An 8,354-nucleotide genomic window follows, 5' to 3' on the forward strand; every position below is an offset into this window, starting at 1 on the left:
AACGTATAGGAGGCGGACAAACCATGACGATGCAAGTCACGAAGCCCGATCATCGGGGCAACTATCATTTTTCCCCGCAGCAGAAATGGATGAACGATCCCAACGGAATGGTGTATTTCGACGGCGAATACCATTTGTTTTTCCAGCATCATCCGTTCGGAGACACCTGGGGACCCATGCACTGGGGACATGCGGTCACGCGCGATCTGACGAATTGGGAAGAACTCCCGATTGCGCTGGAACCCGACGAGCACGGTACGATTTTCTCGGGCAGCGCGGTGGTGGATTGGCACAATACGACCGGATTTTTCCCTGACGAACCGGGACTGGTCGCCATTTTTACCCATCATCTGGAGCGCCCGGACGCGCCGGTCGTGCAGACCCAGAGTCTCGCTTACAGCACGGACAAAGGCCGTACCTGGATCAAATACGCAGGCAATCCGGTACTCGAGCGCGCCGACCTGCCCGATTTCCGCGATCCCAAAGTATTCCGGCACGAACCGAGCGGGCAGTGGATCATGGTCGTGGCCTGCGGACAGATAGCCTCGCTGTACCACTCGCCCGATCTCAAGCAGTGGACATGGGGCAGCGATTTCGGTGAAGGAATCGGCTCGCATGAAGGCGTATGGGAATGCCCGGATCTGTTCGAGCTGCATGTCGACGGCGACCAAGCCAAGAGCCGTTGGGTAATGCTGGTCAGTATCGGTGACGGGGGAAGCGGTACGGAAGGCTCGCGGACGCAGTATTTCATCGGTGATTTCGACGGAATTACGTTCACGCCGGACGAAGCTTCGCAGCAGGTTCGCTGGCTCGATCACGGCCGGGACAACTATGCGGGCGTGAGCTGGTCGGATGTGCCCGAAGAAGACGGCAGACGGCTGTACCTCGGCTGGATGAGCAACTGGCGCTACGCGAACCAGACGCCGACCGACGGCTGGCGCGGAGCGATGACCATCGCACGGGAGCTGACGCTCGAGACGGTGGACGGCGAGATGACGCTGATGCAGCGTCCAGCGCGGGAACTGGAAGCTGCGCGGACACCGGTGCTGGAACTTGCGGATGTCACGCTGGCCGAGCTGCGTCAAGAGCTGGAAACGCTGCGTCTGGACACCTTCGAGCTGGAAGTTCAGGCAGAAGGCGGACGTTCGTTCGAATTCCGCCTGCGTCAGGGAGAAGGCTGCGGAACACCGGTCGGCTTCGACGCACAAGCGGGCGAGCTGTATATCGACCGCACGCAGTCGGGCGAAAGCGAATTCCACGCGGACTTCGCGGGGCGGCATACGGCGAAGACAGGACCGGAATCCGATACGCAGCTGCGGATTTTCGTCGACCGTTCTTCGGTCGAAGTGTTCGAAGGCGGCGGCCGCCTTGTCATGACGGATCTGATCTTCCCGAAGGCAGAAGCGGATCGGCTGTCGGTATTCTCGGCGGACGAATCGTTGAAGTTCCGCTCTGTGCAGATCTTCCGGATTGCGGGTTCGTCCAAGGAGGCGTAAGGGATGACGCACAGAGAAGACAAGCGGACGCCGCTCCCTGGCGATTCCGCGGTGATCGGAGCGATCGAAGCCGGCGGGACCAAGTTCGTCTGCGGAATCGGAAGTCCGGACGGCGAGATTCATGACACCATCAGTTTCCCGACCGGGAAGCCGGAAGAGACGCTGGCGCAGGCGATCGATTATTTCGCCGGCCGCGGCGTACAGGCGATCGGGGTCGGTTCCTTCGGACCGATCGATCTGCGCCCGGGCAGCGCCACGTACGGGTTCGTCACGACGACGCCCAAAGCGGGCTGGGCGAACTTCGACTTTCTCGGCACGCTGCGCCGCTCCTTCGACGTACCGTACGGCTGGGATACCGACGTGAACGCCGCCGCTTACGGCGAAGCGATCTGGGGCGCTGCCCGCGGCCTGGACAGCTGCGTGTATTACACGATCGGCACGGGTGTCGGCGTCGGCGTGTATGCCGAAGGGCGGCTGCTGCACGGTCTGCTGCATCCCGAAGGCGGACATCTGCGGCTGCGCCGGCATCCGGACGATCCGTTCGCAGGGTCCTGCCCGTACCACGGCGACTGCCTGGAAGGGATGGCTTCCGGTCCGGCGCTCCAAGCACGCTGGGGCGTTCCCGGACATGAACTGGCTCCCGATCATCCCGCCTGGGAGATCGAAGCGCATTATATCGCCGAGTCGGTCGCGGCGGCCGTTCTGCTGCTGTCGCCGCGCCGGATCATCCTCGGCGGGGGCGTCATGCAGCAGGAGCATCTGCTGCCGCTGATCCGGCAGCGCGCGGCGGCGAGCCTGAACGGCTACGTCGCGGCGTCGGAGCTTGCCGAAGGGCTGGGCGAGTATATCGTCGCGCCGGGACTCGGCACGCAGTCCGGCCTGCGCGGCGCGCTGGCGCTGGGCATCCGGGCGCTGGAGCAGGAACAAGCCGGTCTGGTGCCGCAAAGCGGCTTATAGAACCAGGCAACGAGACGCTCGGCTGCTCGAGCCCGCCTTGCATGACTTGACCCGTTTTTTTAATCCGAACAATCCGAATAAAGTTCCTCCACATGCCCGCCGACGGATACGAGATCCGTCGGCGGGCACATTTGGAAGGAAAGCACGAAGACCGCAAGGTCAAGCGCCAAACGAAGACCGATCGTCAAGCTATCCTAAGGAGGGAAATGGAATGAAAACATACAAACCGGCGTCTTCTCTGCTGTGCGCGGTACTGCTGCTGGGCGTTCTGCCGACAGGAGGGCTTCAGGCTCAGGCGGCCGAATCGGCCGAGAACGAATCCGCGAATCCCGCGATGCAACAATCGGAAGCCCAGCAGGCGGAATCGCTGCCGAACCCTACGGCTGCAGCGGCACTGTCGGATCTTTCCGCCCAAACCGTGCAGGAACCGATTTGGAACCATAATTTTGATAGCGCTATCATTCGGGAAGGGAACTGGACCGCCGACGACCGCGGAATCCGGGGGACGGCAGAGAACGGTTCCGCCGCAGTGCGGATGCATGCCGTCTCTCCTTCCAATCGAATGGTGTTCAGGGGCGATATTTCTCCCGGTTCGGCGAATACTTCGGCTGGTCTGGTGTTTCTCGCAGGAAGCGGCGGAACGGACGGTTATACCGCGCTGCTGGAACGCGAGCAGGGCCGCGTACGGGCCCGGCTGCTCGGACCCGGCGGAGCGAATATAGCCGAGTCGGCCGGTACGTATCCAAGCGAAGACGGCGTGAAGCATCGGCTGGAGATCGTCGTCGAAGACGGCCGGGCCCGTCTCTATATCGACGGCTATGCGGAAGCGGCGATCGAAGCCGGCGGAATCCCTTCCGGCGTGCCGCCAGGCGGACAGTCCGCCGGACTGACGGTCGTGCGCGGCACAGCCGTTTTCCAGGATACGTATTTGACGCCAGCGGCGAATTATTACGGCGAGACGTACCGCCCCGCCTACCATTATTCGCCGCCGCGCGGTTCGGCCAGCGATCCCAACGGCATGATCTACTACCAAGGCGAGTATCATCTGTTCCATCAGGACGGCGGACGCTGGGCGCATGCGGTCAGCCCCGATATGCTGCATTGGAAAAGCCTGCCGCTCGCCTTGGAATGGAATGATCTCGGCCATATCTGGTCGGGGTCCGCGGTCGCCGATCCGGATAATCTCTCGGGTCTGTTCGACGGGTCGCCGGACGGCGGCGGTCTGATCGCCTACTATACGTCCTACAATCCCAAAGCGCCGGGAGGCAATCAGCGGATCGGCATCGCCTACAGTTCCGACCGGGGCCGGACCTGGCATTATCCGCAGGACCGCCCGATCGTGATCGAGAATCCCGGTAAGAACGGCGACGATCCGGGGAGTTGGGATTTCCGCGATCCCAAGGTTGTGCGCGACGAAGCCCGCGACCGCTGGGTCATGGTCGTGTCGGGCGGCGACCATATCCGGTTCTTCACGTCGACGAATCTGACCGATTGGACGCTGACGGACAATTTCGGCTATGGCGGATACGTGCGCGGCGGGGTCTGGGAGTGTCCGGATCTGTTCCCGCTGCCGGTAGACGGCACGGGCGAGACCCGGTGGGTGCTGATGATCAGCACGGGCGCCAATCCGGCAACCGAAGGTTCCGACGCCGAATATTTCGTCGGGCAGCTGACGGATGACGGCAAATTCGTCAACGATCATGCGGCCGGGCAGGTGCTGAAGACCGACTGGGGCAAAGAATTCTATGCCTCGTCTTCGTTTACCGATGCGCCGAACGGCCGGGTTGTGACGATGGCGTGGATGACCAATTGGGATTATCCGTTCGCTTTCCCTACATTCGGCTGGCAGGGCGTGCTGAGTCTGCCGAGAGAGCTGTCGCTGACACGGACAGAAGAAGGCGTGCGCCTCGTCCAGCGGCCGATCGGCGAATTGGACTCTCTGCGCCGCGAGCTGCGTACGGTCGGCGATACGACCGTCGCGGCCGGTTCGCCGAACCCGCTGCAGGGACTGTCCGCGGGCGCTTACGAGATCGAAGCCGAGCTTGAACTGCCTGCAGACGGGGCGGCGGATTCATTCGGCTTCCGTGTCCGCGAAGGGGGCGGGCAGCATACGGATATTGCGTATTCCGTAGAAGAAGCCAAGCTGTCGGTCGACCGTTCGGCTTCGGGGGTGACCGATTTCTCGCCGCTGCTCGATCTGCGCCAGGAAGCGCAGCTTCGGCCGGAGAACGGGATTCTCAAGCTGCGGATTTTCGTGGACGAGTCGTCGGTCGAAGTGTTCGCGGGCGAAGGGAAAACCGTCTTCTCCGACTTGATCTTCCCGGATAGCGCCAGTCGGGGAATGAGCTTCTACGCGCAGGGCGGCGAGGTGAAGATCCGCTCGATCCGGGTACATGCGCTGGATTCCGTATGGAAAAAGCAGGCGGGCGAGGAGCTGGTGCTGAATGCGTCGGAAGTGGAGTTGGGTCCGAATGAAGAGCGCACCCTGTCGGCCGCCGCGCATACCTCTTCGTCGGTCGAAGGTTCCCTGAATTGGACGAGTTCCGATTCTTCCGTCGTTTCGGTAAGCGCAGCGGAAAGAGGATCGGCCGTTCTGCGGGCTGTCGGTGCGGGCGAAGCATCGGTCACGGTGTCGGCAGCGAATGGAGCGTCCGGCACTACCCGGGTGGTCGTGCATGGAGGAACGTTCGTATCGGATCTCGGCAAGCTGAGTCCGACGCCTTCCTCGGCGTCCTGGATCGTGACGGAAGACGGGATGCGCGGAAGGTATACCGGCGATACGGCGGCGATGTCCGCGCGGACGGCAGGCGACTTCACGTACGAATCGACCGTGAAGCTCGGCAGTGGGGGCGGAGCGGCTTCGCTGCTGTTTCGCGCAAATGCCGCCGGAGGCAGCGGATATTATCTCAATCTGGACCCGAATATGGATGCGGTCCGTCTGTTCTACAAAATGAACGGAAGTTTCGCGGAGCGGCAGGTGCTCGGCACCTCTCCGGCTTCCGTTGTACCCGGAGGCACGTATCGGCTGAAAGTGCAGGCCAAAGGTCCGCGGATCCGCGCCTGGCTGGACGGTAAAGCGGTCATCGACGTACAGGATGGGACGTTTGCCTCGGGACAGTTCGGGCTGCATGCCTTCGGCGGCCAGGCTTCGTTCCAGAACGTGCGCATCACCCATGCTTCTGCGGCCAAACTGGAATCTTTTGCGCTGATCAACCGCGAATCGGCACGGGTACTTGCGGCTTCGGCCCCTGCGCGGGGTTCGGCGGTTGACCTGCGGCAGGCGGAGAAGAAGGACAATCCGCTCTGGACCGCCGTGCCGACCGGGCTGGCCGACGGATCGGTGTCGCTGCGTACGCCCGAAGGGCAGGCGCTCGATCTGGATACCGGACGCGGCACGCTGCAAATTTACGATTATCTGGGTTACGACAACCAGCGCTGGATCTTTCGCAAAAAAGGCGGACAGACCTTCCTGCTGAATGCCGCGAACGGCTTGGCGCTGACCTCGGGCAGCGACGGTAAGCCGATCCTGAGCGCCTACGATCCCGATAATCGGGCGCAGCAGTGGAAGCTCAAGAAATAATATCGAACAGGTAATGTGAAAAAGCTTCTTTCTTCCGGCAGCGAAGCCGGTTGAAAGAAGCTTTTTTGATGCGGGCCTATGGAGGCAGGCCGTCTCGTCTCCCAGCACGATGCGATTTCTTCCGATCTTTTCTTGAGTTCGAACATTTTCGACACAGATTCGGCTTACTAGGAACGTTACAAAAGCCGATAAAGTTTAAGAGTTTTTTGATCGGAAGGAAATGTCATCCTAAACGTTCATGAATTATGCTACATTATGAGCAGCTGAGCAAGCAGGAGAGGCTGCTTCCTGTATTGTTCTTTTCACTAAGGTAAATAACAGCTACTTGCAGGAGGGATTCACCATGTATTGTACCCATTGCGGCGTAAAGCAGCCTGAGGAGGCGTCTTACTGCTCCGCCTGCGGAACGCGTCTGATGAAGGGGAAACCCGTGCCGTCTGCGCTGCCTGCCCAACCGGAAACGGAAGTGAAAGAGGCACCGAAAATCTCGCTGGCAAAAGAGCCTGTACGGCAGGCAGTCAACGAGCTTCCTTCCGTGTTACTCTCCCAAAACGGCCGGTCTGGTAAGGGGAGCAGCTATCGTTATCCGGAACCGAAACCGACTTTTGCCGAGCGTTACGGTTCGCTGCTTGCTCTCTTGTGCCTTGTCGTGATGATCGCAGGAGGCTGGTACGCTTGGAGTTCCTATAAGTCGGGGATCGTCGAGCAGGCCTCGCTGCTTCAAACGGAAGCAGGGGCGCTTGCGCAGCAGGGGCAATATCAGGCCGCGCAGATCAAATTGGAAGAAGCTGCGAAGCTGCTGCCCAACGACACGTCGATCAGCACGGACAAGGAGTCGCTGCATGCAGCGAGCCGGGCACAAAGCGCATTGGTTCAGGTTGCTTTGCAAATGGACAGCCATAAGTTAGAAGAAGCCGAGCAAAGTCTTGCCCAGATCGAGGCGGAACTGGGAGACGGTTCGAATACACTCTTGAATCGTGAAAAAGAAGCCGCCGCGGATCAGCGGCAGCGTCTGGGCCTGCTGCATGTCCGCACAGAACTGGATGCCGCGGACGATGTAGGCAAACTGGCCGCGCTGATGGATGACGTCGAGAAAATCGATACCGACGAAGCACGAGAGGTACAGGATCTTATCGTCCAAAAAATCGTATCTGTAAGTTCCCGTCAGGCCGAGCAGCTGCTCAAAGAAGAAAAATATGCGTCTGCGTCGAAAGTAGTGGACACGGCATTAGGATATGCGAAGGCGGATTCCGCGCTAATCGTATTGAACGGCCGGATCGAAATCGAAGAACGCGAGGCCGAGGAACGTCAAGCAGAGGCCGAAGTGAAAGCCGAAGAACGCCGACAAGCCGCCGTGTTGGAAGCGGAAGAGAAGCGAAAAGCGGAAGAAGAAGCCATGCAGAACAGACAGGTCGAGCAAGAAGCGGCGCAGGCTCAGGCGGAGTACACCGTGCAGGAATTCTACAACAATTTGTCCGCGTGGAATTACAGTGGAGCGTACGCGCTGCTGGGCAGCCGATGGCAGAAAAATACCGGATATTCGGATTTTGTCAACGGATATACGAATACAAGCTCCGTCTGGATCGATTCGATCGATTCCGCGCAGGGCGATGAGAATACGGAAGTCACAATCTTAATCACAGCCGAAGAGAGCTCAGACCTAGGAACCGTGTACTCCCGGTATAGATCCGTGTACCAAGTAGGTTACGAGAACGGCATTATGAAAATTTTGAGCGGCAAAGGCGAGAAACTCTCATAAATAAAAGCATGGCTAAAAGAACGGCTCGTACATGAGACGTTCTTTTTGGTTGCCTGTGAAGCAATCCTAAGAAGGATATCGCTTTCCTATGTGCTTAAAAGCATGCTTTTAAACACACTGTTTGCAGAAAAAAACAGCCGAAGAAGGCTGTTTAAAAGTAAATTGAACGAAAGAAAAATGTCATTTTTCATTTGTTACATATTTTAGTTATAGCGAATTATTTAAAAAAGAATAGTAAAGGAGTTATTTGTAGTTGTTTTCCTGATTTTGCTTTAGGAATAGGCCCTATAAGAGGAACTTCAAAACGGGCAGGACTAATCCCTATGCCACTGTTAACTTTACGTTCATTTTCTTTTCTGATGGACAGCTATAAAAAAACAGAAGTGGGATAAACAACATTTTTTCTGTTTATGTATGTTGCTTATCAGAGGTGCTCGAATATAAAATGCAAAAAAGAAAAGTGATATAGAAGCCCTCAAACCTACGTATATGATACGTTTCTTCACTTTTTACCTTCATAAATAAATTTAAATCTAAATAAGAATAAGAATTAAAGGTTACA

4 protein-coding genes are annotated in these 8,354 nt (G+C 58.3%); all 4 read left to right on the top strand.

Going from position 1 to position 8,354, the window contains the following annotated elements:
• Positions 1–23: 23 nt before the first annotated feature.
• The 4 genes from HRQ60_RS21025 to HRQ60_RS21040 all read left to right on the top strand — a co-directional run bounded on the left by HRQ60_RS21025 (position 24) and on the right by HRQ60_RS21040 (position 7,792).
• Entirely contained in the window at positions 24–1,496 is a 1,473-nt protein-coding gene (locus HRQ60_RS21025; RefSeq protein ID WP_246281424.1) for a glycoside hydrolase family 32 protein, read from the top strand.
• 3 nt (positions 1,497–1,499) lie between these two features.
• Positions 1,500–2,453 carry an ROK family protein gene (locus HRQ60_RS21030; protein WP_216671660.1) on the top strand — a complete coding sequence of 318 codons (954 nt, stop codon included), beginning with the start codon at positions 1,500–1,502 and terminating at the stop codon, positions 2,451–2,453.
• Between the two features lie 211 nt (positions 2,454–2,664).
• Positions 2,665–6,033, top strand: a complete 3,369-nt coding sequence (locus tag HRQ60_RS21035; RefSeq protein ID WP_172199862.1) for a GH32 C-terminal domain-containing protein — start codon at positions 2,665–2,667, stop codon at positions 6,031–6,033.
• Positions 6,034–6,376: 343 nt separating this feature from the next.
• The gene (locus HRQ60_RS21040) at positions 6,377–7,792 is read left to right on the top strand and encodes a zinc ribbon domain-containing protein (protein ID WP_172199864.1); all 1,416 of its coding nucleotides are present in this window, start codon (positions 6,377–6,379) and stop codon (positions 7,790–7,792) included.
• Positions 7,793–8,354: the final 562 nt, after the last annotated feature.

The organism is Saccharibacillus qingshengii (assembly GCF_013185195.1).
Lineage (GTDB): Bacteria > Bacillota > Bacilli > Paenibacillales > Paenibacillaceae > Saccharibacillus > Saccharibacillus qingshengii.

What these genes read in the sequence shown, in the direction of transcription:
- HRQ60_RS21030 (WP_216671660.1), top strand. Translation starts at nt 1,500, where the DNA reads ATGACGCACAGAGAAGACAAGCGGACGCCGCTCCCTGGCGATTCCGCG.
- HRQ60_RS21035 (WP_172199862.1), top strand. Translation starts at nt 2,665, where the DNA reads ATGAAAACATACAAACCGGCGTCTTCTCTGCTGTGCGCGGTACTGCTG.
- HRQ60_RS21040 (WP_172199864.1), top strand. Translation starts at nt 6,377, where the DNA reads ATGTATTGTACCCATTGCGGCGTAAAGCAGCCTGAGGAGGCGTCTTAC.
- HRQ60_RS21025 (WP_246281424.1), top strand. Translation starts at nt 24, where the DNA reads ATGACGATGCAAGTCACGAAGCCCGATCATCGGGGCAACTATCATTTT.